This is a genomic window from Streptomyces bugieae (assembly GCF_036352915.1).
In the GTDB taxonomy this organism is placed as follows: domain Bacteria; phylum Actinomycetota; class Actinomycetes; order Streptomycetales; family Streptomycetaceae; genus Streptomyces; species Streptomyces endophytica.
This window is the reverse complement of sequence record NZ_JAZBJP010000014.1, coordinates 134,309-160,293: the sequence shown is the minus strand read 5'-3', so window position 1 is coordinate 160,293 and position 25,985 is coordinate 134,309. Positions and strand designations below refer to the sequence as shown.

22 protein-coding genes and 1 pseudogene are annotated in these 25,985 nt (G+C 73.9%); 12 read left to right on the top strand and 11 right to left on the bottom strand.

Features of this window, described 5'->3' with window-relative positions; genetic code table 11:
• The first annotated feature begins 147 nt into the window (after positions 1-147).
• Positions 148-3,033 carry an FG-GAP-like repeat-containing protein gene (locus tag V2J85_RS22320; RefSeq protein ID WP_330822541.1) on the top strand — a complete coding sequence of 962 codons (2,886 nt, stop codon included), beginning with the start codon at positions 148-150 and terminating at the stop codon, positions 3,031-3,033.
• Positions 3,034-3,280: 247 nt separating this feature from the next.
• On the opposite strand, the gene msrB is transcribed toward V2J85_RS22320, so the two are convergent.
• The 4 genes from msrB to V2J85_RS22300 all read right to left on the bottom strand — a co-directional run bounded on the left by msrB (position 3,281) and on the right by V2J85_RS22300 (position 7,222).
• Positions 3,281-3,718, bottom strand: coding sequence for a peptide-methionine (R)-S-oxide reductase MsrB (gene msrB, locus V2J85_RS22315; protein ID WP_261955125.1), 438 nt, complete (start codon positions 3,716-3,718; stop codon positions 3,281-3,283).
• Positions 3,719-3,736: 18 nt separating this feature from the next.
• Positions 3,737-5,134 carry a UDP-N-acetylmuramate--L-alanine ligase gene (gene murC / locus V2J85_RS22310; RefSeq protein ID WP_330822540.1) on the bottom strand — a complete coding sequence of 466 codons (1,398 nt, stop codon included), beginning with the start codon at positions 5,132-5,134 and terminating at the stop codon, positions 3,737-3,739.
• A 214-nt stretch (positions 5,135-5,348) separates the two neighbouring features.
• Positions 5,349-5,990 (bottom strand): response regulator, encoded by a 642-nt coding sequence (locus tag V2J85_RS22305; protein ID WP_261955127.1) that lies wholly within the window; start codon positions 5,988-5,990, stop codon positions 5,349-5,351.
• A complete protein-coding gene (locus tag V2J85_RS22300) occupies positions 5,987-7,222 on the bottom strand; it encodes a sensor histidine kinase (protein WP_261955128.1) in 1,236 nt (411 codons plus the stop codon). The genes V2J85_RS22305 and V2J85_RS22300 overlap by 4 nt, the downstream gene beginning before the upstream one ends.
• 184 nt (positions 7,223-7,406) lie before the next feature.
• Here V2J85_RS22300 and V2J85_RS22295 point away from each other — a divergent pair, with 184 nt between their 5' ends.
• Entirely contained in the window at positions 7,407-8,492 is a 1,086-nt protein-coding gene (locus V2J85_RS22295; RefSeq protein ID WP_330822547.1) for an ABC transporter permease, read from the top strand.
• Positions 8,489-9,175, top strand: a complete 687-nt coding sequence (locus tag V2J85_RS22290; protein ID WP_330822539.1) for an ABC transporter ATP-binding protein — start codon at positions 8,489-8,491, stop codon at positions 9,173-9,175. The genes V2J85_RS22295 and V2J85_RS22290 overlap by 4 nt, the downstream gene beginning before the upstream one ends.
• Positions 9,176-9,205: 30 nt before the next feature.
• Here the strand turns inward: V2J85_RS22290 and V2J85_RS22285 are convergent, their stop codons facing one another.
• Together V2J85_RS22285 and V2J85_RS22280 are read right to left on the bottom strand one after the other, a co-directional pair.
• Positions 9,206-9,703 carry an indole-3-glycerol phosphate synthase gene (locus V2J85_RS22285; protein WP_261955130.1) on the bottom strand — a complete coding sequence of 166 codons (498 nt, stop codon included), beginning with the start codon at positions 9,701-9,703 and terminating at the stop codon, positions 9,206-9,208.
• A 137-nt stretch (positions 9,704-9,840) separates the two neighbouring features.
• Complete coding sequence (locus V2J85_RS22280; protein WP_261955131.1) at positions 9,841-10,665, bottom strand: dihydrofolate reductase family protein; 825 nt, start codon at positions 10,663-10,665, stop codon at positions 9,841-9,843.
• Between the two features lie 67 nt (positions 10,666-10,732).
• Between V2J85_RS22280 and zapE the strand changes: the two genes are divergently transcribed.
• A complete protein-coding gene (zapE, locus tag V2J85_RS22275; protein ID WP_261955132.1) occupies positions 10,733-11,860 on the top strand; it encodes a cell division protein ZapE in 1,128 nt (375 codons plus the stop codon).
• Between the two features lie 129 nt (positions 11,861-11,989).
• The gene (locus V2J85_RS22270) at positions 11,990-13,363 is read left to right on the top strand and encodes a PhoX family protein (protein WP_261955133.1); all 1,374 of its coding nucleotides are present in this window, start codon (positions 11,990-11,992) and stop codon (positions 13,361-13,363) included.
• A gap of 28 nt (positions 13,364-13,391) precedes the next feature.
• On the opposite strand, the gene V2J85_RS22265 is transcribed toward V2J85_RS22270, so the two are convergent.
• Genes V2J85_RS22265 through V2J85_RS22255 form a run of 3 tightly spaced genes read right to left on the bottom strand, consistent with a single transcriptional unit; the run spans position 13,392 to position 15,236 of the window.
• Positions 13,392-13,562 (bottom strand): hypothetical protein, encoded by a 171-nt coding sequence (locus V2J85_RS22265; RefSeq protein ID WP_261955134.1) that lies wholly within the window; start codon positions 13,560-13,562, stop codon positions 13,392-13,394.
• A 52-nt stretch (positions 13,563-13,614) separates the two neighbouring features.
• Entirely contained in the window at positions 13,615-14,283 is a 669-nt protein-coding gene (locus V2J85_RS22260) for an ABC transporter (protein ID WP_330822537.1), read from the bottom strand.
• On the bottom strand, positions 14,280-15,236 hold the full coding sequence (locus V2J85_RS22255) for an ABC transporter ATP-binding protein (protein WP_330822536.1): 957 nt from the start codon (positions 15,234-15,236) through the stop codon (positions 14,280-14,282). Before V2J85_RS22255 ends, V2J85_RS22260 begins: the two co-directional genes overlap by 4 nt.
• A 362-nt stretch (positions 15,237-15,598) precedes the next feature.
• On the opposite strand from V2J85_RS22255, the gene V2J85_RS22250 reads away from it, so the two are divergent.
• The 6 genes and pseudogenes from V2J85_RS22250 (at position 15,599) to V2J85_RS22225 (ending at position 22,399) form a co-directional block, all read left to right on the top strand.
• The gene (locus V2J85_RS22250; protein WP_261955137.1) at positions 15,599-16,351 is read left to right on the top strand and encodes a peptidyl-tRNA hydrolase; all 753 of its coding nucleotides are present in this window, start codon (positions 15,599-15,601) and stop codon (positions 16,349-16,351) included.
• A 7-nt stretch (positions 16,352-16,358) separates the two neighbouring features.
• Complete coding sequence (locus V2J85_RS22245) at positions 16,359-17,033, top strand: LysE family translocator (RefSeq protein ID WP_330822535.1); 675 nt, start codon at positions 16,359-16,361, stop codon at positions 17,031-17,033.
• 145 nt (positions 17,034-17,178) lie between these two features.
• A pseudogene (locus V2J85_RS22240) lies at positions 17,179-18,556 on the top strand (MbnB/TglH/ChrH family RiPP precursor modification enzyme).
• Positions 18,556-19,581: a TIGR04222 domain-containing membrane protein gene (locus tag V2J85_RS22235; protein ID WP_330822534.1), complete on the top strand. Its 1,026-nt coding sequence runs from the start codon at positions 18,556-18,558 to the stop codon at positions 19,579-19,581. Before V2J85_RS22240 ends, V2J85_RS22235 begins: the two are co-directional and overlap by 1 nt.
• A 229-nt stretch (positions 19,582-19,810) precedes the next feature.
• The gene (locus V2J85_RS22230; RefSeq protein WP_261955140.1) at positions 19,811-20,629 is read left to right on the top strand and encodes a TIGR04222 domain-containing membrane protein; all 819 of its coding nucleotides are present in this window, start codon (positions 19,811-19,813) and stop codon (positions 20,627-20,629) included.
• A gap of 84 nt (positions 20,630-20,713) precedes the next feature.
• Positions 20,714-22,399: an alpha/beta hydrolase gene (locus V2J85_RS22225; protein ID WP_261955141.1), complete on the top strand. Its 1,686-nt coding sequence runs from the start codon at positions 20,714-20,716 to the stop codon at positions 22,397-22,399.
• A gap of 64 nt (positions 22,400-22,463) precedes the next feature.
• Here V2J85_RS22225 and hemQ read toward each other — a convergent pair whose 3' ends face one another.
• The gene (gene hemQ, locus V2J85_RS22220; protein ID WP_261955142.1) at positions 22,464-23,216 is read right to left on the bottom strand and encodes a hydrogen peroxide-dependent heme synthase; all 753 of its coding nucleotides are present in this window, start codon (positions 23,214-23,216) and stop codon (positions 22,464-22,466) included.
• Positions 23,217-23,227: 11 nt separating this feature from the next.
• Positions 23,228-24,703, bottom strand: coding sequence for a protoporphyrinogen oxidase (gene hemG, locus V2J85_RS22215; protein ID WP_330822533.1), 1,476 nt, complete (start codon positions 24,701-24,703; stop codon positions 23,228-23,230).
• 360 nt (positions 24,704-25,063) lie between these two features.
• On the opposite strand from hemG, the gene V2J85_RS22210 reads away from it, so the two are divergent.
• On the top strand, positions 25,064-25,891 hold the full coding sequence (locus V2J85_RS22210; RefSeq protein ID WP_330822532.1) for a DUF4349 domain-containing protein: 828 nt from the start codon (positions 25,064-25,066) through the stop codon (positions 25,889-25,891).
• The last annotated feature ends 94 nt before the right edge of the window (positions 25,892-25,985 follow it).

Here is a 25,985-nt window from a genome sequence, read left to right as displayed (position 1 = left end):
TCAGCGACGACGAACAGTGCCGCACATGCATCAGCCGCCACCGCAGTCCGCGACTCTCTGGCAACGCAGGCGGCAAAGGCCTCTCAGCAGGCGGCGGATACCGGGGAGCCGGTCGAGGTTCTCGGCCAGCGCACAGAGACCTCGCAGGTGTTCGCCAACCCGTCGGGCACCTACACCGAGGAGCGCTACGCAACCGCCCAATGGGTCCACAAAGACGGCAAGTTAGCCAGCATCGACACTTCTCTCGAGAGTGACGGCCGCGGCCGATTCAACGCCAAGGCAACCGAGGTGGCGGTGTCGTTGTCAGGGGGTGGCAGCGGGCCGCTTGCCACCGTCACGCGCGATGGCCGGAGCATCTCCCTTGCCTGGCCCAAGGCCCTCCCGACCCCCGAGGTGGACGGCGACACCGCCACCTACCCCAACGTCCTTCCGGACGTGGACCTGAAAGTGCGCGCCGACCCGGCCGGTTTTGGGCAACTCCTGGTGGTCAAAACACCCGAAGCGGCCACCAACCCGGACCTTGCCACGTTGCAGTACAGCATGGCCAGCAACGGAGTCGACGTATCCGTCGACGAGCATGACAACCTTCGAGCGGTCAATCCGGCAGGTCAGGAAGTCTTCACCGGCCCCACGCCGCGGATGTGGGACAGCACCACAGAACCTGCAGGACAGCCGGCCGCCAAGGTCCCTGCCTCGGCGTCTCCACCGACCCAGGGCGCAAGGAACGACGACGAGTTCATCCCCGGGCCCGGAGCCAAGCAAGCACCGGTTCAGATCGACGTCCACGGCAAGAGCCTCCAACTCACCCCGGACCAAGAGCTCCTCAAGGGCAAGGACACCAAGTACCCGCTCTACATCGATCCGTACATCGAAGGCTCGCGCTACGCCTGGACCATCGCCTACGAGAAGTACCCCAACAGCGCCTTCTACAACGGTGCCGGCTGGATCGAACGCGATGGCAAAAAAGGGACCACGACCGCCCGGGTCGGCTACGAGAACGAAACCAACGGCCTGGGACGTTCCTACTTCCGCATGAACACCAAGAACCTGTGGAGTACCAACAAGAAGGTCCTCCACTCCACGTTCCGGATCATGAACAAGTGGTCGTGGTCGTGCAGCAGCCGCCCGGTGGACATGTACCGGACCGACACCATCAGCTCCGCCACCACCTGGAACAACCAACCCGCCAAACGCGGCAAGCTCGACACGGTCAATGACGCCAAGGGCTGGGGCACTGGATGCCCTGCCGGTAATTTGGCCTTCGACACCACAACAGCGGCCAAGGACGCCGCGTCGGGGCACTGGAGCACCATCACCCTGCTGCTCCAGGCCGCCGACGAATCAGACGTCTACGGGTGGAAGAAGTTCGACGCGAAGTCGGCGGTGCTGTCTACCGAGTACAACACCGTCCCCAACGCTCCCACCGGCCTGTACACCCATCCCTCCAGCGGGTCCAAGTGCGGTGCCACCGCGCCCTACACGGTGATCGGCAACACCGACATCACTCTCGGCGCGAAATTCGGCGATCGCGACGGCGGTACGGTCAAGGCCCAGTTCGTCCTGTGGCCCACCGGCCACGGCGGCGCCGACAACGAAGTCCGCAAAACCATCTCTGTCACCTCCAACACCCTCGGCAAGCTCGTCGTCCCCAAAGCCACTCTCACCTCCCTTCTCAAGAACGCCGGAGTGGCCGGCACCGGCACCTTCAGCTGGTGGGCGCAGACCTCCGACGGCTCCCTGGTCAGCGCCTGGAGCCCCCAGTGTCACTTCCAGTTCGACGCCACACGCCCCAGCCACCCCCCTACAGTGACCTCACCTCAGTTCCCCGACGGCAGCGACGGCTGGCCCGCAGTCACCGGCTCCGTCCGCAGCCCCGGCACCTTCACCGTCGCCAGCGGCGGAGTGAGCGACGTCGTCTCCTACACCTACTGGACAGAGACCGACGACACCCGCCGCACCACCAAACCCGCCACTACCGGCGGCTCAGCAACCCTGGCACTCACCCCCACCCTCACCGGCGCCAACCAGCTCTACGTCCAAAGCTCCGACCGCGCCGGCAACCGCTCCGACACCACCACCTACCTCTTCTACGCCAACGGCCCCAAACAGCCCGACAAGCCGGGAGATCTCAACGGTGACGGCAACGCCGACCTGTGGGGCGTCGACAAAGACGGCACCCTGCACCGCTTCTACGGAAGCGGCAACGGCACCCTCACCGAAGCCAACGCCACCGCCTCCCAGGCCACCTGGAACAACACCAAGATCACCCACCGCGGCGACTGGACCTCCGACGGCTACGAAGACCTCATCTCCCTGAGCAACGACCCCGCTCTGGGCGCCCAACGCCTATGGGTCCAACCGAACAACGGATACGGCTACGCCTGCACCGACTGCAGCGGCGACGGCACCCAGCGACAAGAACTCACCGTCTACGACGAAGCCAACAACCACTGGAAGAACGGGGCCAAACAGATCCTCGCCGTAGGCGACGTCGACGGCCCCCTCGACACCAACGGCGACGGCACACCCGACACACCCGGCTACCCCGACCTGGTCGTCAACGACGGCACCTACGTCTGGCTCTACTACGGCGGCCCCGACTACCGCCTCGACACCGAAGCCGCCCCCGTCCTCCTCGGCGGCCCCGACGACCCCCTGGCCGAAGGCGCATCAAAGATCAGCGAAATCACCCTCGCCGCAGCCGGAGACTGGAACGCCGACGGGACACCCGACCTGGTCGCCCGCTACGACCGCGCCGACGCCGGCGGCCTGTACGTCTTCAACGCCACCAAGGAAGACGGCGACTACGGCATCAGCCTCTCCCACCGCACTCCCATCGGCCCCAACTTCTCCACCACCACCGTCCCCAACTTCACCGCAGCCCCCGACGCCAACAACAACGGCAAACTCGACCTGTGGGCCACCACACCCAACTCCGGAAGACTCCGCGCCTTCCTCGACCTCACCAGCACAGGTACCGGCCAAGTGATCAGTGCCTCTGAAAACTTCGCTGGTTACCAAACCATCAGCTGACCCTTCCCACACAACGGTCAGGGATGGCGACAGACGCCTGGGTGCTCTCACCGCGCGGGGAGAGCACCCAGATGGCATCAACCTCAGACCTTCAGCCCCCGTCGCTTCACACGTCATGTCGCTGGTGGGGCGATACGGTGGAGCACGCGCGGGGGATGGTCCCGTGCGGAGGTACGGATGCCTGGAGTGTCCGAACTACTCCCCACGCGTCAGCAAGTGGCCCCGAGATGCTGCTGGACACGCTGGTCTATGGCCTGTGCTCCCCATGCGAGCGAGGACGGTCCTCCTCAGGGAGCAGCCGCAACGAGATCGAGTTGATGCAGTACCGCTGGTCCGTAGGCGTCGGGTACCCCTCGCCCTCGAAGACATGGCCGAGGTGGGAGCCGCAGCGGGCGCAGCGCACTTCGGTGCGGACCATGCCGTGCGAGCGGTCGGCCAGGAGCTCTACGGCGTCGGAGTCCTTGGGGTCGTAGAAGGACGGCCAGCCGCAGTGGCTCTCGAACTTGGTGTCGGAGCGGAAGAGTTCGGCGCCGCAGGCGCGGCAGGAGTAGATTCCCGACGTCTTGGTGTCGGTGTATTCGCCGACGAAGGCGGGCTCGGTGCCGGCCTGGCGGAGTACCTGGTACTCGGCGGGGGTCAGCTCGGCGCGCCACTGCTCATCGGGCTTGTCGATCTCGTACGGCATCTGGGGGCCTCCTCCGGCTCAGCTGCCCAGTCGGGTCAGGATGGCGGGGCCGAGGTCGGTCACATCGCCCGCGCCCATGGTGAGAACAAGGTCACCGGGCCGGGCCATTCCTGCGATGACGTCCGGGACGGCGGTCTTGTCGCTCTCGGCGGTGACCTCGGCGCCGGCGGCGCGCGCGGCGTCGATGATCAGGTCGCTGGTGACGCCCGGGATCGGGTCCTCGCGGGCCGGGTAGATGTCCAGCACGACGGAGGCGTCGGCGAGGGCGAGCGCCTGGCCCATTTCCGTGCCGAGCTCCTGGGTGCGGGAGAAGAGGTGCGGCTGGAAGACGACCAGGACGCGGGCGTCCTCGGCGGCGCCGCGGATCGCTTCGAGGTCGGCGGTCATCTCCGTCGGGTGGTGGGCGTAGGAGTCGATGACCTGGACGCCGGCCGCCTCGCCCTTGAGCTGGAGGCGGCGCTTGACGCCGGTGTACTTGCCGAGGGCGGTGGAGAGGTTGTGCGGCGGCAGGTCGAGGGCGACGCCGGCGGCGAGGGCGGCGACGGCGTTGTGGGCGTAGTGCCGGCCGGGGACGGAGACGGTGAAGGTGAGGATCTTGCCGCTGGTGAGGCTGACCGTGACGTCGCTGGTCAGGCCGTGCGGGGTGACCTGGAGGATGCGGACGTCGGCGTCCTTGGACTCGCCGTAGGTGACGATCTCGATGTCCTCGCGGCCGGAGACCCGGGCGGTCAGCTCGCGGGCGCCGGGGTGGTCGGCGGCGATGACCAGGGTGCCGCCGGGGCGGATGCGGCCGACGAAGGTCTCGAAGGACTCGTAGATCTCGTCCATCGAGGCGTAGTTGGCGTGGTGGTCCAGCTCGACGTTGAGGACGATGGCGACCTCGGGGGCGTACTTGTGGAAGCTGCGGTCGCTCTCGTCGGCCTCGGCGACGAAGATCTCGCCGGCGCCGTGCTCGGCGTTGGAGCCGGGGGCGTCGAGGTCGCCGCCGATGGCGTAGGACGGCTTGAGGCCGAGGGCGCCGAGGGAGACGGCGAGCATGGAGGTGGTCGTGGTCTTGCCGTGCGTGCCGGCCACGGCGATCGGGCGCAGGCCGTCCATGAGGGCGGCGAGGGCGTCGGAGCGGTGCACGACGGGGATGCCGCGCTCATGGGCGGCGGCCAGCTCGGGGTTGTCGGGGCGGATCGCGGAGGAGACCACGACGCTGGTGGCGTCGGCGGCGAGGTGCTCGGCGGCGTGGCCGAGGTGGACGGTGACGCCGAGGGCGCGCAGGGCCTCGGCGGTCGGGGAGTCCTTGGCGTCGCTGCCGGCCACCCGGGCGCCGCGCTGGGCGAGGATCTTGGCGATGCCCGACATGCCGGCTCCGCCGATACCGATGAAGTGCGGTCGGTCCATCGAGGCTGGGATGGCGGGTGCCATGGGCGGGTCTCCCTGATCGTCGATCATCGCGAGCGGTGGTGCGGTCGTGCGGTTCTGCTGCCGGGCCGCCGGTACCGGCCCTGGTGCGGCCGGCGCGGCTGTCCCGCTGCCGAAGATTGTCGCACCCGGCACCGACAGCGGCGGTCCACGGACCCCGGACGACCGCGGACCGGGCCGCACCGGGCCCCGAGTCGGTGGTCAGCGGGTCAGCGGGTCAGCGGCGGATCAGGCCCTTCGCGGTGGCCGCGGCGACCGCGGACGTACGGGAGTCCACCCCCAGCTTGGAGTAGATGTGGACAAGGTGGGATTTGACGGTCGCCTGGCTGAGGAAGAGCCGCTTGCTGATCGCGGCGTTCGACAGGCCGTCCGCGACGAGCTGGAGGACCTCGGTCTCGCGGCGGGAGAGCGCGGTGGCGGGCGCGCGCATCCGGTCCATCAGGCGCAGCGCAATGGTGGGCGCGAGCGCGGACTTCCCGGCCGCGGCGGTGCGCACCGCGGCGGCCAGCTCCTCGGGCGGGGCGTCCTTGAGGAGGTAGCCGGTGGCGCCGGCCTCGATGGCGGCGAGGATGTCGGCATCGGTGTCGTACGTGGTCAGGACCAGGACGCGCGGGGCGCCGGCCCGGGCGGTGATCGCAGCGGTGGCCTGCGAGCCCAGCATCCGCCCGCCGAACTGGAGGTCCATGAGGACCACGTCCACCGCGCACCGGCCGGCGAGCTCGACGGCCTCCTCGGCGGTGGGCACGTCCGCGACGACCTCGAAGCCCGGTTCGGTCTCCAGGACGGCGCGCAGCCCGGCCCGTACTACGGGGTGGTCGTCGGCGAGCAGCAGCCGGATGGGGGGCGCGGGGCTGGTCACGGGGTGGCCTCCGGGGTGGCGGGCGCTGCCGGGCAGGGCAGGGTGACGGCGATGGCGGTGCCCTCTCCCGGGGCGGACTCGACGGCGAGGGTGCCCTGGAGGGCGCGGGCCCGGGCGCGCATCGCGGCGAGCCCGAATCCGGTGCCCGAGGCCGCGGCGGAGCCCGGTGCGGGCACCTCGGCCGGGACGAATCCGGCGCCGTCGTCGACGACGTCGAGGGCGACCTCGGTGTCCATGTAGCTGAGGGTCAGCTCGACCCGGCCGGCCGCGGCGTGCCGGACGGTGTTGGCGAGCGCGGACTGGGCGATGCGCAGCAGGGCGACCTCTTGCGGGGTGGGCAGCGGGGTGGGCGCGCCGGAGACCTGGCAGTGCACGGCCAGGCCGGAGGTGCGCGCCGTGGTGGCGCACAGCCGCTCCAGGGCGGCGGGCAGCGATCCGGTCTCCAGATCGGGCGGGCTGAGCGCGCGGACGAACCGGCGGGCCTCGGCGAGGTTGTCGACCGCGGCCGTACGGGCCTGCCGGACATGCCCGAGCGCCGCCCCGGGCCGCTCGGGGAGGGCGCGCTCGGCGGCGCGCAGCAGCAGCTGGATGCTGGACAGGCCCTGCGCGAGGGTGTCGTGGATCTCCCGGGCCAGCCGCTCCCGCTCGGCGAGCACGCCGGCGGCGTGCTCCGCGGCGGCCAGCTCGCTGCGGGCCGCGGTCAGCTCCTCGATGAGGCGGCGGCGCTGTTCGCTCTCGCGGTAGAGGGCTTGGTATCCGAGGACCACGGCGACCGCGACCGCCGCCCCGAGGGCCGGTCCGAGGACCGTGCCGACGCCGAGGGTGTGGGTGTGCCATCCGAAACCGGCGACGGCGGCGAGGGTGGTGGCCGCGACGACGGGCAGCGCCCAGCGCAGCGGGAGGAGGTGCAGCTGGACGAAGAACAGCGGGAAGGCCAGCCAGACGCCGTCCGGGGTGAGGGCCAGCAGCACCAGCCAGACCAGCCCGACGGCGGTGAGCCAGAGCGCGGCGGCGCCGGTGGAGCCGCGCAGCCTGGGCAGCCGGGGGCCGGCGACGTAGAGCGCGAACAGCACGACGGCGGTGGCCAGGATCGCGGGTGCGTGCGGGCGGTGCTCGGCGAGCGCGCGGACGGCGGCGAGCCCGAGCAGCGCGGCCACCATCAGATGGAGGCAGCTGCGCAGGACCCGCAGGACGGGGGTGAGGGAGTGGGCGGTCACGGCTTCTTCGGTCACGGCCTCTTCAGGCTACGGGCGGGTACGGCCTCGGGCATCAACCGAAGGGTTGATGCCAGGGCGCACCTTTCGATCTCCACGGACCACTCCGCGGCGCGATGCCGCGGCCCCCTCCGGCGGGCGACGGTGGGGTCCAGCCGCCGGGCAGTGGGTCCGGCGTCCGACCCGGAGGATGGCCGAGCCCGTGTTCGTCGCCTGGAGAGATCTGAGATTCGCCAAGGGGCGGTTCGCCCTGATGGGCACCGTCGTGGTGCTGATCACCGTGCTGGTGGGTCTGCTGTCGGGCCTGACGGCGGGCCTGGGCCGGGAGAACACCTCGGCGATCACCGGCCTGCCCGCCGACCACCTGGTGTTCTCGGCGCCCCTGGAGGGCCGTGCGGTCACCTTCACCGACTCCCGGCTGACCGAACGGACCGTACGGGAGTGGGCCCGGGTGCCCGGCGTACGGCGGGCCGAGCCGCTGTCGATCGCCACGACGAAGGCGGAGGCGGGCGACCGGACGGCCGCGGTGTCGGCGTTCGGGGTGCGCCCCGGATCGCCGCTGGCCCCGGCGCCGGGGCGGACCGGTGACGGCACGGTGGTGCTCTCGGAGAAGGCCGCGGCCTCACTAGGGGCGCGGGCCGGCGGCTCGGTGTCGCTGGGCGGGCGCACGTTCCGGGTGGCGGCGGTGTCGGGCGTGGCCATGTACAGCCACACCCCGGTGGTCTGGACGTCGCTCGCCGACTGGCGGGGCCTGACGGGCGGCACCGGGAGCGGCGGCTCCCCGGGCGCGACGGTGCTGGCGCTCTCCACCACGGGGACGCCGGGCCTCGCCGCCGCCGACCGGCGGCTGGGCACGAAGACGGTGCCCCTCGACGACGCCCTGCAGGCCATCGGCTCGTACACCGCCGAGAACGGCTCGCTCCAGCTGATGCGCGGCTTCCTGTTCGCCATCTCCGCGCTGGTGATCGGCGCGTTCTTCACGGTGTGGACGATCCAGCGCAGCGGCGACGTCGCGGTGCTGAAGGCGCTGGGCGCCTCGACCCGCTATCTGCTGCGGGACGCGCTCGGGCAGGCCGTCGTCCTGCTGGTGATCGGGACGGGCCTGGGCACCGCCGTGGCGGCGGGGGTGGGCGCGGGGATCGGCGGCGCGGTGCCGTTCGTGCTCGATCCGCCGACGGTGCTGGTCCCGGCCCTGGTCATGATCGCGCTCGGCGCCGCCGGGGCCGCGCTGTCCATCCGCCGCATCACGTCCGTCGACCCGCTGACCGCCCTGGGGAGTGCCCGATGAGCCTGGAACTGACCGATGTGACCCTGACCTACCCCGACGGCGAGGAGCGGCTGACCGCGCTGGACGCGGTCTCGCTGACCGTGCCCGCCGGCTGTCTGACCGCGGTGATCGGGCCGTCCGGGTCGGGCAAGTCCAGCCTGCTGGCGGTCGCCGCGACGCTGATCCGCCCGGACCGCGGACGGGTGGTGATCGACGGCACGGACACCACGGGCCTCGGCCGCGCCGAGCTGACCGTGCTGCGCCGGACGGCCCTCGGCATGGTCTTCCAGCAGCCGAACCTGCTGCCGTCCCTGACCGCCGCCGAGCAGCTGGAGGTGATGGCCCATCTGGACGGCCGCTCGCCGCGCAAGGCCCGGGCCAGGGCGCGGGAGCTGCTGGCGGCGGTCGGTCTGGAGGGGCTGGCCGGCCGGCGGCCGCACCAGCTGTCGGGCGGTCAGCGGCAGCGGATCAACATCGCCCGGGCGCTGATGAACGACCCCGCGGTGCTGCTGGTGGACGAGCCGACCAGCGCGCTGGACCACGAGCGGGGCGCCGCGGTGCTGGAGCTGCTGCTGACCCTGACCCACCAGCGGGCGACGGCGACGGTGCTGGTCACCCACGACCACAGCCATCTGGACGTGGCGGACGACATCGCGGAGGTGCACGACGGGCGGCTGCGCTCCCGCCCGGCCGCCCGGCTGTGACGGTGCCGGGGGCCGGGCCCGGGGGCGCGGTCAGCCCCCGGGCGTCCCCTGGGGCTGGTCGTCGGCGGCGTGCGAGAAGAGCTTGAGGACCGGGACGCCGACCTTGTGGCGGGCGCGGGAGGCCCAGTCGCGGTGGAAGAACTCCTCGACGAAGTGCGGGGCGGTCAGCACGATCACCTCGTCCGCCCCGGTCTCGTCCACGACGGAGCGCAGCAGGTCCAGCGGATGGTCCTCGACGACCTGTCCGACGGCCTGCGCACCGGCCGCGCGCAGTGCCTGGAGGGTCTGCGACAGCCCGACCTCGGCGGGGGCCCCGCCCTGTGCCCCGCCCGGTTCGGCCCCCTCGCGCACGGCGTCGTCGAACTCCCCGAGGGCGACGTCGTCGATCGCCCGCAGCAGGACGTCCTGCTTGCCGCGGGGCTGCATGAGCACGACGAAGGAGACCCGGTCGTCGCCGTGCAGGGTGGTCACGAACTCCACGTCGGCGGGCGTCAGTGGTTTCTCGATCATCAATACGCTCGTGAACACGACGGACGCCCTTCTTCTCTTCAGCGCCGCATTGCGCGGAGCCCGACAGACACCATCCTGCCCCGTCGCCACGCGGGACCTGTTGGCTTTTAGTGTGCCCAATGGAAGCTAAGCGGAACAGATAATTCCGCTGTTTGTCAGGGCCGACGGTAGCGAGTGAACAGGAACCCGGCCTCCTCCAATACGGATGCCAGGGTGAACCGCTCGGGAACCTCGACGGCCGGCCCCTTCATGATCCTCGGCGCCTCTCCGACGGTTACCACAGGAGCGAGCGTCAGACACATCTCGTCCAGCGCACCGGCCGCCGCGAACTGCCCCAGCAGCATCGGCCCGCCCTCGGTGAGCAGCCGGGTGTGACCGCGTTCGGCCAGGACACCGGCCACCCGCGCCGGGTCGACGCCCAGCCCCTCGCCGGCGAACAGCACCTCCACGCCGGCCGCCCGGGCCTTGGCCACCCGGTCGGCGGGGGCGCCCGCGCCGGTCAGGACGACGGTCGGCGCCGGCGCCTCGGTGAACAGGGGCAGCCCGAAGTCCAGCCCGAGCCCGGCGGTGACCACCGCGATCGCGGGCGCCGTGGTCTGCCCGGCGGCGGCCCGGCGGGCGGCGAACGCCTCCCGGACGCGGGCCGGCCGGTAGCCCTCCTGGCGCACCGTCTCCGCCCCCACCACCACGACGTCGGCGACGGCCCGCAGCACCCCGAAGATCCGCATGTCGGCGTCGCTGGAGAGCGGCTGCGAGCGCCCCTCGTGGTGGGCCGCGCCGTCCAGGGAGGACACCATGTTGGCGCGCAGCCAGCCGGAGCGCCCCGCGCGCGCCGGGTCGTCCGCCGCCGGGTAGGCGTAGGCGTCGGCCAGCTCGTCCAGCGTCCACTCACGGTCGTCGGCACCGGTCACCGCGGGCGCGGCGGCCGTCCCGTCGGCGGCGGGTACGGGCGGGGCGGGGAGGGGGAACAGGCGTCGCATGGCGGCAGTGTGACATGCCTCGCCACACGGTCCGGCACCTCGGGCGAACGAGATAGGCTGGACGGCTGTGTCACCTTCCCAGCCCTCCGCGCCGCAGTCCGACCCGATAGCCGGACCGCCGGCCGACGCGGACGACGCGGCCCCCGCCGCGCTCACCGCCCGCGCCCCGCACGTCCCGGCCGACCGCCTGGTCGCCGAGATGGTGCCGCCGCCGCGCTTCCAGGACGCCCGGTTCGACACGTACATCCCGGACCCGAAGCAGCCCAGCCAGGCCGAGGCGGTCCAGGTCCTGAGCGACTTCGCGGACTCCATCGCCGGCGGGGCGGACACCGGCGGCAAGCGCCGCTGGTTCGCCAGGAGCCCCAGGAAGGCCGTCCCCAAGGGCCCCCGCGGCGTCTATCTGGACGGCGGCTACGGCGTCGGCAAGACCCATCTGCTCGCCTCCCTGTGGCACGCCGCCCCGGCGCCCGCCGAACAGAAGGCGTTCGGCACCTTCGTCGAGCTGACGAACCTGGTGGGCGCGCTCGGCTTCCAGCAGACCGTCCGCACGCTCGGCGAGCACAAGCTGCTGTGCATCGACGAGTTCGAGCTGGACGACCCCGGCGACACGGTGCTGGTCTCCACGCTGCTCGGCAAGCTGGTGGAGGCCGGTGTGGCGCTGGCCGCCACCTCCAACACGCTGCCCGGCAAGCTCGGCGAGGGCCGGTTCGCCGCCGTCGACTTCCTGCGCGAGATCCAGGGCCTGAGCGCCCACTTCCGCCCGCTGCGGATCGACGGCGAGGACTACCGCCACCGCGGTCTGCCCGAGGCGCCCGCCCCGTTCGACGACGAGACCGTCACCCGCACCGCGTACCGCACGCCCGGGGCCTCGCTCGACGACTTCCCCTCCCTCCTGGACCACCTGTCGAAGGTGCACCCCAGCCGGTACGGCGCGATGTGCGACGGCATCGAGGCGGTCTGCCTGACCGACGTCCAGGCGGTGCCCGACCAGTCCACCGCGCTGCGCCTGGTGGTCCTCGCGGACCGGCTCTACGACCGCGAGGTGCCGGTGCTGGCCTCCGGCAAGCCCTTCGACGAGCTGTTCAGCGAGGAGATGCTGCGCGGCGGCTACCGGAAGAAGTACTTCCGGGCGATCTCCCGGCTGACGGCCCTGGCGCGCGACGCGAAGTCCCTGGTGACCGACGAGGTCCGCTAGGCGCGGTCCGCCGGGCGAGGTCCGTCAGGGGGTTCCGACGGGACCGTCGGTCGGCCTGGTTCCCGGGCGGCCGGGTGCGTGGTACACACAAGCGGGTCACGTCACCTGTCCGCCATCAGGGAGTTGCCCATGTCTGCGACACGGCGTCAGATCCTGGCAAGAACCGGTGCGTTGGGGGCGTCTCTCGCCTTCTCCGGAAGCCTCGGTGCGGTCTTCGCGGGGACCGCGACCGCGCGGGGGATGGGACGGCGCGGGTACGGCCCGCTGGTGCCCGACCCGGACGGCCTGCTCGACCTCCCCGAGGGCTTCCGCTACCGGGTCCTCTCCCGGGAGGGCGAGCCGCTGCGCTCCGGCGAGGGCAGGGTGCCCGGCAACTGCGACGGCATGGCCGCCTTCCCCGCCCCCGGCCGGCGCGGCGGGACCTGCCTCGTCCGCAACCACGAGAACCGTACGGGCTCCCGCTCCGCCGTCCCCCGGGTGCGCGAGCTGACCTACGACCCCGGTGGCGAGGGGGGCTGTACCGCCCTGGAACTGGACCGCGACAACACGGTGCGCTCGGAACGGGTCGCCATCGCCGGCACCTCCACCAACTGCGCGGGCGGCCCCACCCCTTGGCACACCTGGCTGACCTGCGAGGAGACCGAGTTCCGGGCCGGCGACGAGAACTACACCAAGGACCACGGCTTCATCTTCGAGGTGGACCCGTACGACCCGCGGCGCACCGGGGCGGTACCGCTGACCGCGATGGGCCGCTTCCAGCACGAGGCGATCGCCGTGGACCCCGGCACCGGCACCGTCTACGAGACCGAGGACGCCTTCGAGAAGCCCTTCGGGCTCTTCTACCGCTTCCTGCCCGACAAGCCGCTGGGCGGCCGGGGTTCGCTCCGGGCCGGCGGACGCCTCCAGGCGCTCCGGGTGCCCGGCGTGCCCGACCTGTCCACCGTCCAGGCGCCCGGCACCGTCTTCGACCACGTCAGCTGGGTGGACGTGCCCGACCCGCTGGCCCGGACCACGCCGATCCGCTTCCAGGACTTCGGTACCGGCGGCATCACCCACGCGCAGAAACTGGAGGGCTGCTACTGGGGCGGTTCCTGCGTCCACTTCGTCTCCAGCTTCGCGCACCGCTCCGCCGGTTCGGCGGCCGACCACTACGGCCAGGTCTGGCGGTACGACCCGCGGCGGCGCCGGCTCACCCTCGTCGTCGTCTTCGGCCCGGACACCGACCTCCAACTGCCCGGCGAGTCCCCCGACAACATCTGCCTGGCGCCCAGCGGGGGCCTGATGGTCTGCGAGGACGGCGACGGTGCCCAGCACGTCTTCGGGCTCACCCGGGGCGGCGAGGTCTACCCGATGGCCCGTGGGCGGCAGAACATCGGCACGCCCCAGAAGCCGGAGTGGGGCGAGTTCGCGGGCGTGACCTTCGCGCCCGACCACCGCACGATGTACGTCAACTGCTACAGGCCGGGCACGACGTTCGCGGTGACCGGGCCCTGGCACCACTGACGCCGCCGCGGCCGCGCCGCCCCACGGATCAGCCGGAGCACGCGGTCCGCTGCGCCTCCTGCCACTCGCACACCGGGCAGAGCACGATCCCCGGCCGGTCGACCGGGTACGCGGTGGGCCGGCCGCAGTGCAGGCAGTCGGCTACGGGGGCGTCGGGGGCCGGGGCAGCGGGATCGGGAGCGGCGGGCGGGTGCGGCATGGGGCCGAGGGTACGCCCACCGGTCCCGGGGCGGCCCGCCCTCCCCCGTGGTTCAGCTGCGACGGGACGCCAGGGCGCAGGCGGCGGCGGTGGCGGCGGCCGCGAGCAGGGCGGCCGCGGCGGCCGGGAGCCAGGGGACGGTGATCGTGCCGTGCAGGGAGCCGGTGACCAGGCCCGTCATGGCGGCGTTGGCGGGCGAGCCGCCCAGGACGAGCAGCAGCAGCGAGCCGAGGAGCCCGGCCGGAACCCCCCAGCCCGGGACGCGCAGCACCGGCCAGGTGCACAGCGCGCCGATCGCCAGGCCCGTCAGCAGACAGGCCAGCACGGCGCACAGGCCGGCGCCGGTCGCGGGCAGGACGGGTACCGCCACCCGGCCCTTGGCGGAGTGCGGATCGGACAGCAGCACCACAAGGGCCGTACCGAGCAGCCCGAGCAGCAGCGCGGCACCGGCCGCGGTCAGCACGGAGGCGAGGTGCACGCGGCCGGGCCCGGCGGCGGCCGCCGTGCAACTGCGGGCGGCGGGCGGCTCGTTGGCGACGCAGATCCGGGTCAGCCAGACGGTGACCGGCAGCACACCGACCGCGGCGTAGCCGAACGCGTCGAGGATCGGGCCGCCGCTCTGGATGCCGATGGCCAGGAACGCCGCGTAGAGGATGACCGGCGGCAGCCAGCGGTGCGAGCCGACGAGCAGCGCCGCCTGATAGCGGAGGAGAGCGGTCACGGGAGGGGGGCCTCGTCGGGGTCGGGGGCGGGCGGGTTTGCCGCAGCCGGCGGTGCGGCCGGGCCGGGGGCGGCGGAGACGGCGCGGATGTGCCACGGCGGACGGGCGGTGAGCAGGGCGCGCAGCAGCGCGTCGGAGTGGACGGCGGGGACCGTGAGCCGGAACGCGCCGTCCGGGCCGCGAGTGATCTCCGGGCCGCCCGGTAGCCGCGGGGCTCCGGGGGGTGTCCCGGGCGGCCCGGTCGGCGGGGCGGCGCCCGGTGGGCCCTCGGCCTCGACGGTCACCCGGGGGCCGGTCGCGGCGCCCGGATCCGCGGGCGTACCGGGCCGGTCCTCCTGGGCCAGCAGCCGCCCGTCCGTGACCCGGTAGCGGGCGTCGGCCGCGCCGGCCAAACGCTGCGGGTCGTGGTCGACGAACACCACCGTGCCGCCGTCCGCGACCCGTTCGGCGACCGCCCGGTCGAGCACCTCACGGGCGCCGCGGTCCAGGCCGGTCCACGCCTCGTCCAGGACGAGGAGTTCGGGCTCGGCGAGCAGCGCCTGGGCGACCGCGACCTTCTGGCTGGTCCCCTTGGACAGCTCGGCCAGCCGGGTACGGGCGTGCCCGGCCGCGCCGAAGCGTTCCAGCCACTCGGCGGCCCGCCGGGCCGCTGCCGCGCCGGTCAGGCCGTGGACGCGGCCGAGGCGGGTGAGGTAGCCGACGGCCGTGAAGGGCATGGCGGCCGGGAAGCGTTCGGGGACGTAGGCGCGGCGCGGCCGGCCGGTGATGCGTCCGGTGCTGGGCCGGTCGATCCCGGCGAGCAGCCGCAGGAGGGTGGACTTCCCGGTGCCGTTGGTCCCCTCGATGCGCAGCAACGCGCCTTCGGGCACCGTGAGGTGGACCTCGCGCAGCACCCAGGGGCCGCGGACCCCGTAGCGCCGCCCCACCCCGTCCAGCCGCATCCGCTCCGGCATCCGCTGCCTCCCCGTGTCCCCGCGCTGCCCGGCCCGGCACCCGATCGCCCGTGCCGGCCCGCCCGTTGGCGTACGGCGTCGGTCCACCGCCGTACGGCATCGGTCCCCTGCCGTACCGCGTCGGTCCGCCCGCCGTCCCCGACGGTAGCGGGACCGGCCGCCGGGCGCCCGCTCGGCGACGCGGCGGGCGACGCGGTGCGGGCGGGCTGGTCCGCGCGGGCGAGCGGGCTGGTCCGCGCGGGCGGGCCTGCGCGCGAAGGGGGCAGCATGGGCGGGCCCGCGGCGGCGCGTCAGGGGTGCGCGGGCGGGCCTGCGCGGGCCGGGCCGGGGGCGTTGTCAGTGGCGGCTGGCAGACTGATCGGGTGACCAGGACCGAGACCGCCGGACAGTCCGGCAACGATTCCACCAGCCCGTTCCGGCCCGACGAGAGCGACCGGGACGCGGCCTTGCAGTTCGTGCTGCCGCTCGTCGTTCGGCTGGAGCGGGCCGATCCCCCGGCGCGTACGGACGCGCTGGAGACGGCGGCCCGGGCGGTGCTGGTGCTGCTGTCGGACGAGCGGTCGGCCGGGGACGGCGAGTGGGCGGCGGCGGTGCGGGACTGGCAGGACGCCAGGATCCGGAAGGTGGTGCGGCGGGCCCGCGGCGCGGAGTGGCGGCGGGCCGAGGCGCTGCCCGGGATCACGGTCACCGGGCGCCGGGCCGAGGTGCGGGTCTATCCCCCGGTGCTGTTGGACGGCTGGCCCAAGGACCTGGTGAAGCTCCAGGTCTCCGGCACGGAGCTGGACGACCCCGAGCCGCCCGGGCCGCCCGCCGACGGCACGCCGGTGCTGTGGCTGAACCCGGCGCTGGAGATGTCGGCGGGCAAGGAGATGGCGCAGGCCGGCCACGGCGCCCAGTTGGCGTGGTGGGAGCTTTCCGAGGCGGAGCGGGCGGCCTGGCGCGCGGCCGGGTTCCCGCTGGCCGTCCGCTCCGCGGATCCCGCCCGCTGGGAGGCGCTGACCCGCAGCGGGCTGCCCGTGGTCCGCGATGCCGGGTTCACGGAGATCGCGCCGGGCTCCTGCACCGTCGTCGCGGACCACCCGGCGCTGCGCGACGCGCTGTCGCGGGGGCGGTGAGTTCGGCGTGCTGACCTCCCTGCTCGGCTTCACCCTGGTGGCCGCGGTGCTGACCGTTTCGCCCGGCCCCGACTTCGCGGTGGTCCTGCGGACCGCGCTCGGCTCGGGGCGGCGCGCCGCGCTGTGCAGTGCGCTGGGCATAGCCGCCGGATGCTTCGTGTGGGGGCTGGCCGGTGCGGTCGGGCTGACCGCGATGCTCGCCGCGTCGACGACGGCGTACGACGTCCTGCGGGTGGCCGGCGCGCTGTATCTGATGTGGCTCGGGATACAGGCGCTGCGCAGCGCCCGGCGCCTACGGACCGACGGTGCTCAGGAGGCCGGGGCGGCGCCCGCCGCGGCCCGGGGGCGGTCCCGTGACGGCGAGGGGCCGCGGCCGGCGACCCCGCTGCGGGCGTTGCGGACGGGCCTGTTGACCAATGTCCTCAACCCCAAGGTCGGGGTGGTCTACATGTCGCTGCTGCCGCAGTTCATCCCGCACGGCGCGCCGGTGCTCGCGACGACGCTGCTGCTGGTCGCCGTGCATGCCGTGCTGGGCGTGCTGTGGCTCGGCGGGATCGCCGTCGCGGTGCACCGCGCGCGGGCCGTCTTCCAGCGGCCGCGCATACGGCGGCGGCTGGATCAGGCCACCGGCGGGGTGCTGCTGGCGCTGGGGGCCGCGGTGGGGTTCGAGACCGCCCGCTGACCGGCGGAAGCGGCCGGCGGATTCCCATGGGGCGGCGGGGGCCCCGGCGGGAAGCTCAAATGAAGCTCTGAACTCGGCAGGTGCAGGGTTCGGCCCGTCATGACGTGGCCATGAGTACCCCGACCACGGAGCGAGAGGGGGAACCATGGTGCGTCAAGGAACGGACATCGAGCGCCTGGGGACGGGCATCGGCTGGCGGCCGGAAATCGCCGCGGAGATCGCCGGGCTACCCGGTGTGGACTGGGTCGAGGTGGTGGCGGAGAACATCTGCCCCGGCCATCTCCCGGTCGCCCTGCGGGAGTTGCGCGAGCGCGGGACGACCGTCGTCCCGCACGGTGTCTCGCTCGGTCTCGGCGGCGCCGACCGTCCGGACGCCGGCCGGCTGGCCGCCCTCGCCGAGCGCGCCGAGGTACTGGGCGCCCCGCTGGTCACCGAGCACATCGCGTTCGTCCGGGCCGGCGGGCCGCTGACCGCCTCGCCGCTGATGGAGGCCGGGCATCTGCTGCCGGTCCCCCGCACCCGCGACGCGCTGGACGTGCTCTGCGAGAACGTCCGCATCGCCCAGGACGCCCTGCCGGTGCCGCTGGCCCTCGAGAACATCGCGGCCCTGGTCAACTGGCCGGACGAGGAGCTCACCGAGGGGCAGTTCCTGGCCGAACTGGTCGAGCGGACGGGGGTGCGGCTGCTCATCGACGTCGCCAACCTGCACACCAACCACGTCAACCGCGGTGAGGACCCGGCCGTGGCGCTGGACGAGCTGCCGGTCGAGGCGATCGCGTACGTCCATGTGGCGGGCGGCGTGGAGCGCGACGGGGTCTGGCACGACAGCCACGCCCATCCGGTGACCCGGCCGGTGCTGGACGTGCTCGCCGAGCTGTGTGCCCGGATCACCCCGCCCGGTGTGCTGCTGGAGCGCGATGACGACTTCCCCGAGGCCGGCGAGCTGGCCGGGGAGCTCGACGCGATCCGCACCGTCCTGAAGGAGGCCCGCCATGTCCAGGCGGCTTGAGCCCGTACGGGAGCCGGGCGCCGGCTCCCGCTCCGCCGTGGCCCCCACCGCCTCGGCCCCCGCCATCCCCGCCACCGGCACCGACGCGGCGCGGCAGCGGCTGGCGCTGGCGCAGACCGCGCTGCTCTCCGCACTGGTCGCCGGCACCCCGGCGCCCGAGGGCTTCGACCGCACCCGGCTGGGCGTGCAGAGCCGGGCGCTGACCGCCAAGCGGTCCGCGGTGGTCGCCAAGGTCGCGCCCGAACTACCCGAGATCCTCGGCGACGACTTCCGCCCGGCGTTCGCCGGCTATGCCCGCAACCGGCCGATGCGCGGCGGCTACCGCCAGGACGCACTGGACTTCGCGGCGCACCTGCTGGCCCAGGGCCGCCCCGCGGACCCCGCCGCCCGGCAACGGCTGACCCGCTGGTGGCGGGACCGCGCGGGCCCCACCCCGCCGTCCGCCGGGCCCGCGGCCCGGCTCGCCCGCGCCGTCCACGCCGTCCGCCAGGCACTGAAGGGAAGGTGGCGGTGATGTCCTTCACGCAAGCGGTGTACGTGGGCCTCGGTGCCTCCTCGCTGGTACTGCTGCTCGGCACGATCCTGGTGCGGCGCGGCACCCCGTCCGTCCGCAGGGGCGAGGCGCAGGCCCGCAACGTGTGGGAGATGGCGTTCCTCGCCGGCGGCCCCGGGCGGGTGGTGGACGCCGCGCTCGCCGGGATGTGCGAGGACGGCCGGCTGGCGGTGGGCGGCCCGGGCGTGGTGACCGTCCGCCAGGCCACCGCACAGCACGCGGTCGAGTCCGCCGTCCTGGACGCGGTCGCGCGGACGCCCGGCGGGGCGCTGGCCGCGGTGCGCGCCGAGGCGATGCGCAGCCCCGCGGTCCAGGGCGTCGGCGACCGGCTGGCGGCCCGCGGGCTGATGCGCCATCCGCGGCGGGGCCAGGGCTGGCGCCAGTTCGCGGGCGCCCAGCGGGCCGTGTGCGTGGCGCTGTTCGTCCTCGGGGTGCTGCTCTCGATCGCGGACGCCGGCCCTGACGACGGTGTCGACGAGGGGTTCGGCCCACCGGTGGTGATCACGATCATGCCCGCGCTGATCGGCGGTCTGATCGTGGCCTCGCTGTGCCGGAGGGTCTTCCGGAACCGCGTCACCAAGGCGGGCGCCCTCGCGGTGCGCTCCGCGCGGGCCACCCACGCCCAGGGCGGCACGGGCGACGCATGGCAGGCCGCCGGGCTGGTGGTGGCGCTCGGCGGTACGGCGCTGATAGCGGACGAGCTGCTGCGCCAGCAGTTCGAGGAGGCCCAGCGGGCCACCGCACTGGCCACCGCCGGCGGCTCGTCGTCGTCCGGCAGCGCGTCGTCCGGCTATGACTCCGGGGGCGGCGCGGGCGGCGACAGCTCCTTCTGGTGCGGCTCGTCCGACGGCGGCTCCGGTTCGTCCTGCGGCGGCTCGTCCTGCGGCTCCGGTTCGTCGTGCGGCGGCGGTTCGAGTTGCGGGGGCGGGTCCTCGTGCGGCGGCGGCTCGTCCTGCGGCGGGGGCTCCGGCTGCGGAAGCAGCTGAGCGACGGCGGCGCAGGGGGCGCCTCCCCGATCGGACCGGCTCCGGGAGCCGACCACGGCCGGCAGGCCCTACGGCCGGCAGGCTCCTGCGCCCGGGAAGGCCCCTACGCCCGAAGCTGTCCGGTTTGCGGGCCGCACCGGCCCTGATCAGGGACGGGAGCACGTGATGTGGTCCACACAAGGGGAAAATTAATGGCCATTGTCATGGACCTTCCCGTAGAAAATGGTCCATGTGGCTCCTCTTCCTCCTCGTCGCCGCGGTCGCGGCGGTGTTCTCCTGTGCGCGGGTGTGCCGGGCCGCGGTCGCCGCGGCCCGGACCGGACGGCCGGCCCGGCCGCCGGCCCCCGCTCCGGCCCCGGACCCGGCCGGTGACGACGGGCACGCGCCCGGACTGACCCTCTACGAGATGGCCTACCTGTCCGGCGGGCCGCAGCGGCTCGCCGACGTGGTGCTGGTGCTGATGGCCCAGAAGCGGCGGCTGCTGCTCGCCCACACCGGCTGGGCCACCGTCGTCGAGCCGGTCGCGCAGGACCCGGTCGAGCGGGCGACACTCAGCGCGATAGGCCCGGACGGACAGCGCCCGATACCCGCGGTGCGGGAGGCCCTGGTGGCCGACGAGGCGGTGCGGGCGGTGGCCGACAAGCTGGTGGCCGACGGGCTGGCGCTGCCGGCCGCGGCCCGCCCCGGCATCCGCAGCGGGATCCGCCAGGTGTGGGCCGCCGCCCTCCTGGTCGTACTGACCGCCGCCGCGGCCTACTGGATGGCGCCGCCCGGCACGGACACCGCGCTGCTCCTGGGGTGGTTCTCGCTGCCGCTGGTGCTCTGCCTCGGGACCCTGGCCGTGGCCCGCTTCGAGCTCCACCCGTACCGGGACTGGGCCACCGACGAGGGCGAACAGCGCCTTCCGGGGAAGGCCGATCCGCCCGGCTCACGGCTCCCCTCCGCCCCTCTGGCACCCCTCACCTCCCTCATCTCCCTCGCCCTGCACGGCCCCAGCGCCCTCACCGATCCCGCCCTTCGCGCCGCGCTCCACTCTTCCGGGGCATAGCGTCCGACACCGGTGCCCGGTGCTTTACATCGCCAATCACCGCCCCAACTATCCCTTTTGTATGCACACACGAAGGGACGGCCAGTGAGAGCACTTGCGTTGTACGGCACCATCGGGTCGCTGATCGTGACCGCCCTCGCCACTGCCCCGGCGGGCGGCACCACGCAGGCGGCCGGGGCACCGCCCGCGCCCGTCGCGCACCGCATCGACTTCGGCCGGTGCGCGCCGGTGGAACACCTGCCGTCGTCCGTCGAGTGCGGCAAGCTCACCGTCCCCCTGGACTACGCGCGCCCCGACGGCAAGAAGATCCAGCTCACGGTCAGCCGGGCGCGCGCCACCGCGCACCGCGAGCGGCAGGGCTCGCTGGTGTTCAACCCGGGCGGCCCCGGCGCCTCCAGCCTGGAGTTCCCGCTCTACGGCGCACTGCCCAAATGGAGCAGGCTGGCCCGGGCCTACGACTTCGTCGGCTACGCGCCGCGCGGGGTGGGCCGTTCGGCGCCGCTGTCGTGCCAGGACCCCAAGGAATTCGCCAAGGCGCCCACCGACAGCCGGATGTACCCCGACGCGGCGTTCAAGCGGAAGAAGCGGGCGCAGGCCATGGCGTACGCCCGCGGCTGCGCCCGGCGGGCCGGCGCGGACCTGCCGTTCTACAACTCGGTCAACAACGCCCGGGACCTGGACATGCTGCGGGCCGCCCTCGGCGAGAAGAAGCTGACCTTCATCGGCGCCTCGTACGGGACGTACTTCGGCGCGGTCTACGCGACGCTCTACCCCGGCCACGTGCGGCGGATGATCTTCGACAGCGTGGTCAACCCGGAGCCGCGGCAGATCTGGTACCGCAACAACCTCGACCAGGACATCGCCTTCGAGCGCCGCTGGGGCGACTGGCTGGGCTGGGTCGCCAAGCACGACGACCACTACCACCTCGGCACGACCAAGAAGGCCGTGCAGCAGGCGTACGACACGGTCGCCGGGAAGCTGCGCCGCCACCCGGTCGACGGCAAGATCGGCGCCGGCGAGCTGCAGTCCGCCTTCCTCAAGACCGGCTACAACGACGGCTTCTGGCCGCTGCGCGCCGAGGCGCTCGCGAGCTATCTGCACGGTGACCCCAAGCCGCTGATCGCCCAGGCCCTGCCCCAGCAGACCGGCGCCAAGGACGCGGAGAACGCCAACGCGGTCTACACGGCCGTGGAGTGCAACGACGCGCCTTGGCCGCGGTCCTGGCGGACCTGGGACCGGGACAACACCGACGTCGCCGAGATCGCACCGTTCGAGACCTGGGACAACGCCTGGATGAACCTGCCGTGCGCGTTCTGGCCGGAACGGACGCAGTCCGCGGCGGCCGGGGTCGAGGCGGCGGCCCGCCGGGTGGGGCAGGGCTCGGGCCAGGAGCTGGCGGACGCCGCCGGCCACGCCGCCGCCACCGAGCTGGACGGTGCGCTGCACGGCCGGCGCCTCCCGCTCGACGTCCACACGGAACCCGGTGCGCTGCCCCCGGTGCTGCTGCTGGCGGCGGAGCGGGACGCGGCGACGCCGTACCGGGGCGCGCTGGAGCTGCAGCGCCGGCTGCCCGGCTCGTCGCTGGTCACCGAGAACGGCGCGGGCACGCACGGCATCGGCTTCGGCGAGAACGACTGCGTGAACCGCTACGCCGAGGCGTATCTGCTGCACGGGAAGATCCCGGCGCACAAGGTGTACTGCGCGCCGCGCGCGGAGCCGGTGCCCGGCGAGCAGACGACCCGGGCCCAGCACGCGCGCCCGGGGAAGTAGCCGCGCACGACCGACGAGCGGGCCGCCCCGGGGCAGGGGCGGCCCGCTCGTCCGTGCCGGGCGGTCAGGCCAGCCCGGCGACCAGCTCGGCGACCGCCTTGCGACGGCCGGTGTAGAACGGGACCTCCTCGCGGACGTGCATCCGCGCCTCGGAGCCGCGCAGATGACGCATCAGGTCGACGATGCGGTAGAGCTCGTCGGCCTCGAAGGCGAGCACCCACTCGTAGTCACCGAGCGAGAACGACGGCACGGTGTTGGCGCGGACGTCCGGGAAGCCGCGGGCCATCTTGCCGTGGTCGGCGAGCATCCGGCGGCGGTCCTCGTCGGGGAGGAGGTACCACTCGTAGGAGCGCACGAAGGGGTAGACGCTCACATAGGCGCGCGGCCGCTCGTCGGCCAGGAAGGCCGGGATGTGCGACTTGTTGAACTCGGCGGGGCGGTGCAGCGCCATGTTGGACCACACCGGGTCGAGCGCGCGGCCGAGCCGGGTGCGGCGGAAGAGGTTGTAGGCGTCCTGGAGGGCGTCCGAGCTCTCCGAGTGCCACCAGATCATGACGTCGGCGTCGGCGCGCAGGCCGGAGACGTCGTAGGTGCCGCGGACCACCACGTCCTTGGCGGCGAGCTGCGCGAACAGCTCCTCGACCTCGTCGGCGTAGCCGGTGCGGTCCTCGGGGAGGACGTCGCGCAGCTTGAACACCGACCAGAGGGTGTAGCGGATGACCTCGTTCAGGTCCTTGGCCTTCTTGCCGGCGTTCGGTGCCTTGTCGGGCTCCGCAGGGTTCTGCGGTGCGGAAGCGGGGGTGGAAGCGTCTGTCATGTCGTCCATTCTCACTCGCCGGGGCGGCCGGCCGGCCGCAGGGTGCCGAGGATGTCCTCGGCGGCCTTGCGGGCCGAGGCGATACAGGCCGGGATGCCGACGCCGTCGTAGAGCGCACCGCACACCCGCAGGCCCGGCAGCCGCCCGACGGCCTCCCGGATGCGGGCCACCCGCTCCAGATGGCCGACCGGGTACTGGGGCAGGCCGCCCTCCCAACGGGTGATCCGGGCGGCGACCGGCGCGGCGGTCAGCCCGATCGCCTCGCGCAGGTCGGCGCGGGCCAGGGCGGCCAGCTCGGCGTCCTCGCGCGCCAGGTCGGCCTCGTCGCCGTAGCGGCCGAGGGAGGTGCGCAGCACGAAGAGATCCGGGGCGGCGCGGTCGATCCAGCCCCACTTGTTGCCGGCGAAGGTGGCCGCCTTGATCCTCCGGCCGTCCACGGGCGGTACGAGGAAGCCGCTGCCGGTGGGCTGCCGCTCCAGCTCGGAGCGGCGGAAGGCCATGGTGACCAGGGCCATCGAGGCGTATTCGACGGTGGCCAGTTCGCGGGCGGCGGGCGCGCAGTCCTGGGCGAGCAGCCGGGCGGTGTCCGGCGCGGGGGTGGCCAGGACGACGGCGTCCGCGGTGAGCGCCGCGCCGTCCAGCTCGATCCGCCAGCCGTCGGCGGACCGCCGGACCCCGACGACGGGTGTGCCCGTCCGGATCTCGCCGCCCTTCGCGCGCACGGCCTCGGCGACCGCGCCGGGCAGCGTCCCGATCCCGCCCGCGATCCCCATGAACACCGGGGCGCCCTGGCCACCGCCGCCGGCCGCCGGGCCGATCTGGTGCATCGTGGCCGCGGCCCGGGCCTGGATGCCGCGGACGCCCTCCAGCAGCGAGCGGTGGGCCCGCGCGGCCTCGAACAGCTGCGGTACGGCGGCCCGCATGGAGATCTGGTACGCATCGCCGGCGTAGACCCCGCCCAGCAGCGGCTCCACCAGGCGGTCGACCACCTCGCGGCCCAGGCGCCGGGCGACGTACGCACCGACCGCGACGTCCGCGCCGATCTCCGTCCGGGGCAGCTCGGTGTCCTCCTCGATGCGGGCGAGGCCCTCGGGAGAGACGACACCGGAGGCGGCGAGCGGGGCGAGGTCCCCGGGGACGCCCATGACATGGCCCTTGGGCATCGGGCGCAGCGCACCGCGGGTCCAGAGCGAGGCGGTGGCGGTCGTGGGCGGCTGGAGCCGGTCGCCGATCCCGACGGCGCGCGCGAGCTCCACCGCCTCCGGCCGCCTGGCCAGCATCGATTCGGCGCCGAGGTCGACCGGGACGCCCGCGATCTCACCGGCCCGCAGCTTGCCGCCGAGCCGGTCCGACGCCTCCAGGACGGTCACCCTGGCGCCGCCCTCGAGCAGCCGGTGGGCGGCGGCCAGTCCGGAGATGCCGCCGCCGATGACGACGACATGCCCGCCGCCGCTCCCGGGGGCCGTACTCGTGTGCGCTGCGCTCATGGCTCCACTCTCTCAAAGGGCACCGACAGCGCCGTGACCGGATCGCGACCCGGCACAGCGCAACCCCTCTCCAGGCGCCCCCGTCGAAGAAGCGCCGGTCGAAGAAGCGCCACCGGCACGTCACTTCACGGGGAGCGCACATGCGGGGAACAGCACGAGCAGGGCGACCGGCGACGGCGGGGCTGCTGCTCGTCGTCGCCCTCACGGCTGCCGGGTGCGGCGCGTCGGCCGGCCCGAGTAACGGACGGGGCTGCGGCGCCCGGCAAGGCGGCGCCGAACCGGGCCGCGGCCGACGCCCGGACCGGTGCCCGGGGCGCCGCGGAGGGCGCCGCCGCCCGCCCGGGCGGCACGCCCGCCAAGGTGCCGAGGGCGGCCTCGTCGCAGATCGTCCGGACCGCGACGCTCACCGTGCGGGCCGAGGACGTCCCCGGGGCGGTGGACCGGGCGCGGGCGGTCGTCGACGGCGCGGGCGGCTACCCGGCCGCCGAGACCACCGACCGGGACCCGGAGGGTCATGAGCGGTCGCGGCTGGTCCTGCGGGTGCCGCCGGCGGAGTACGACGCCGTACTGGTGCGGCTGGCCCGCCTCGGCACCGTGGTGTCCCGTCAGGTCTCGGCGAAGGACGTCACCGATCAGGTGGTGGACGTCGACAGCCGGGTCCGGACGCAGCGGGCGAGCGTGGCGCGGGTCCGGGCGCTGATGGAGAAGGCGACGTCGATCGGCGACATCGTCTCGCTGGAGTCCGAACTGAGCAGCCGGCAGGCGGATCTGGAGTCCCTGGAGGCGCAGCTGAAGTCGCTCAGGGACCGGACCGCGATGGCCACCGTCACGCTGCTGCTGCGGCAACCGGACGCCGCCCCCGACGGCGCCTCGGACGACGACACGAGGTCCTTCGGGGACGCGCTGTCCGGCGGCTGGCGCGCCTTCCTGGCGGCCGTGAAGTGGCTGCTGGTGGCGCTCGGCGCGGTGCTGCCGTTCGCGGTGGCCGTGGGGCTGCTGTACGGCCTGTGGCGGCTGGTCCGCGGCCGGCTGCCGTCGGCGCTCCGCCGCCGGACCCGGGCCGCGGACTCCCGGGACGAGCCGGGACCGGCCGCCGGGGAGCACGCCGCGGACGACGGGCCGGCGGGCGCCCCGCGGGACCCGGACCGGACCGTGCCGGCCGGGGAGGGTGACCGAGGACCCCGTTGACAGCGGGCGGCGGCGGGCAAAGACTCGGTCCGGCGGCGGCGATCTTCGTACCGTCCGCCGACCGTTCGAGAGCCGGGACAGCGAGGACAGCGCC